Origin of the sequence: Novosphingobium mangrovisedimenti (genome assembly GCF_025153475.1) — a bacterium.
In the GTDB taxonomy this organism is placed as follows: domain Bacteria; phylum Pseudomonadota; class Alphaproteobacteria; order Sphingomonadales; family Sphingomonadaceae; genus Novosphingobium; species Novosphingobium mangrovi_A.
Genome location: NZ_JANZXA010000044.1, coordinates 1 through 2,197, shown reverse-complemented (window position 1 = coordinate 2,197; position 2,197 = coordinate 1). Strand labels below are relative to the sequence as shown.

Sequence of the window (2,197 nt, the reverse complement as noted above, 5' to 3'; positions counted from 1 at the left end):
CGGCAAACTCAAGGACTGGCGCCGCATCCACACCCGCTATGACCGCTGCGCCCACACCTTCTTCTCAGCCATCTGCATCGCCGCCACCGTCATCTTCTGGCTGCCGCAATGAGTCCTGAGCCTAGGGCGCTATGTCGCCGGGCATGGCAACGACCCTGATCGACGCCGCAAGGCGATGACCGCACTCACCGCCAAGATGGCGCGTGTCGCGCACGCCGTCATCAAGACGGGAACCGAGTACCGTCCGTTCGTCGAACGGGCGGACACCAGATGGAAGGACCCCTCTCTGTGCAGCCGTGAGGGCGCTTCGGCGACCCTGTAGATAATGTTCGGGCCTTCCATCCGGCACGCGCATCTCATTTTAAGGACGGTGAGGACCACGACCAACGCGGCCGCTGGATCCTGTGTTTGCTATGGCCGAGAGCGCTTTCCTTGACGATGGAAGCCATCTGGATCAGAACCACATCAGCGCTGATCGTGATCGGCGCAACGAGACCTTCTGGCTGTTTTCCGCCGCTGCTTCCCGACCTAGGACGTTGTCCGAGCGGATGTGATCGGGCGGACCGTGCCGCTGGAACAGCTCAGTGAGCACCGCCAGCACGTCATCGCTCTTCAACTTGCGTTGGACATGGATCGCCAGGCACTCGCGCGTGTAGTCGTCGACCACGCACAGGATGCGGAAGCGCCGGCTGCAGGCGAAGGTGTCCGAGACGAAGTCCAGGCTCCATCGCTGGTTCGGCCCATCCGGCAGCACCATCGGTGCCCTGGTGCCCAGGGCACGCTTGCGACCGTTGCGGCGGCGGACCCGCAGGTTCTCCTCACGATGTCAGTGGGCGTGTAATTCTCCGCAAAAGTGGGCTTTGAAAATTCCCTGATTGTTGGACCTGATTGCCAATGAGCCGGGGTTAACCCCGGCTCATTGGCAACGCCAAAATCGGCGCGAGAAAGTCTCCTCGTGGGAGGCGGCGCTGATGATCCGACTTGGAGAAGCCATGATGATACTGGAGTTGCACCGGCAGGGACTGTCGGTGACCGCGATCGCGCGCCGAACGGGGCGCGATCCCAAGACCGTGCGCAAATACATCGAGCGGGGCGTCGAGGTTCCGGTCTACGGTCCGCGCACGACGGGCCGGCCGAGCAAGATCGCTCCTTACATGGAGTTCCTGCGCGAGCGGGTGTCGGCATTTCCGGCTATTCGGATTTCGGTGTAGAATGACCTTCTGCACCGAACCACTCTTCCGTGTTGAAACGGGCACAGTCGGCACAGAGCGCAGCGACTTCGAAGACGTGCCCATCGACGTAGTATTCGTCGTACTTCCAGTGGTCGCCACGGGGAACGAGGGCCTTGCAGGAGACGCATTCAAGGTAGCGAGGGGAAGCAGGTGCAGGCTCCGCCTGCGCGTCCTTCTTCTCTTTGGCGACCCTACCGGGCCGCTTTCCGAACAGAGCGCGAGCGCGAATTGCGTTGAAACTGTATCCGGCGCCGATGCGGTTGGTCATCTTAACCACGCGGTTGCGCGCTTCCGTGGCCGCATTGGTCCACTGGCGGCCAGTAGTGAAGTAGGCCATGATTTCCGCTTCCCAGTTCGTGGTAGCTGTGACGACAGGCTTGAACAGGCGGTACAGGTGGGGCGGGATGTTGTCGCGCCAGTGGTTGAGCCGGGCCAGCGCGTTGGTGGCTGTTCGGGCTTTCCAGATGTCCATGAACTGCTCTTTGCACTCGTATGCTCCAGCCAGTTCAGGCGTGTTCTTGAGCCATCCGTCGAGGTCGAGCAGCTGCTTCGGGCTGAGTTGGTACGGGCGTTTGAGGAAGATCGACCAGCCCTTCTTCAACTGTTTGCGGGTTTCCTTCGAGATGCCTTGCCCGCCCTGGTAGACCCGGCGCGCGGTCTCCATGGCGTCGTTCGCCATCCGCATGACGTGCCACTTATCGACCACGAGGACGGCCTGCGGCATCGCGATCTTCACCGCCTTGCGGTAGGGCTTCCACATGTCGGTGGTCACGACCTCGACCTTCTCCCGGCCGCGCAGGTTCAGCAGGAAGTTGGTGACCGGCTTCTCCCAGCGGGTGGGCAGAAGCTCGAACGGCGGGTCAGCCACGACGGGCTCGTGGCGGTCGGTGGCAACTACTACAGCGTGCCCGACCGGACGCGGCGGATCGTCGAAGTCGAGCAACTGCCGGACCTGATCCGCGTGA

General features: G+C 62.4%; 2 protein-coding genes and 4 pseudogenes. 4 read left to right on the top strand and 2 right to left on the bottom strand.

The genetic code is table 11. The features are described from left to right. Both NZK81_RS21345 and NZK81_RS21340 read left to right on the top strand, forming a co-directional pair. Positions 1-112, top strand: a pseudogene (locus NZK81_RS21345) (IS5 family transposase); the annotation flags it as partial. Between the two features lie 63 nt (positions 113-175). Beyond that, positions 176-322, top strand: coding sequence for a hypothetical protein (locus NZK81_RS21340; RefSeq protein ID WP_260047976.1), 147 nt, complete (start codon positions 176-178; stop codon positions 320-322). A gap of 132 nt (positions 323-454) precedes the next feature. Here NZK81_RS21340 and NZK81_RS21335 read toward each other — a convergent pair. After that, a pseudogene (locus NZK81_RS21335) lies at positions 455-826 on the bottom strand (DDE-type integrase/transposase/recombinase); the annotation flags it as partial. 145 nt (positions 827-971) lie between these two features. On the opposite strand from NZK81_RS21335, the pseudogene NZK81_RS21330 reads away from it, so the two are divergent. Continuing rightward, positions 972-1,205: pseudogene (locus NZK81_RS21330) on the top strand (helix-turn-helix domain-containing protein); the annotation flags it as partial. Here NZK81_RS21330 and NZK81_RS21325 read toward each other — a convergent pair. Continuing rightward, positions 1,192-2,100, bottom strand: coding sequence for a transposase (locus NZK81_RS21325; protein ID WP_188824014.1), 909 nt, complete (start codon positions 2,098-2,100; stop codon positions 1,192-1,194). The pseudogene NZK81_RS21330 and the gene NZK81_RS21325 sit on opposite strands and share 14 nt — an antisense overlap. Here NZK81_RS21325 and NZK81_RS21770 point away from each other — a divergent pair. Beyond that, positions 2,077-2,197: pseudogene (locus NZK81_RS21770) on the top strand (Mu transposase domain-containing protein); the annotation flags it as partial. The gene NZK81_RS21325 and the pseudogene NZK81_RS21770 overlap by 24 nt on opposite strands.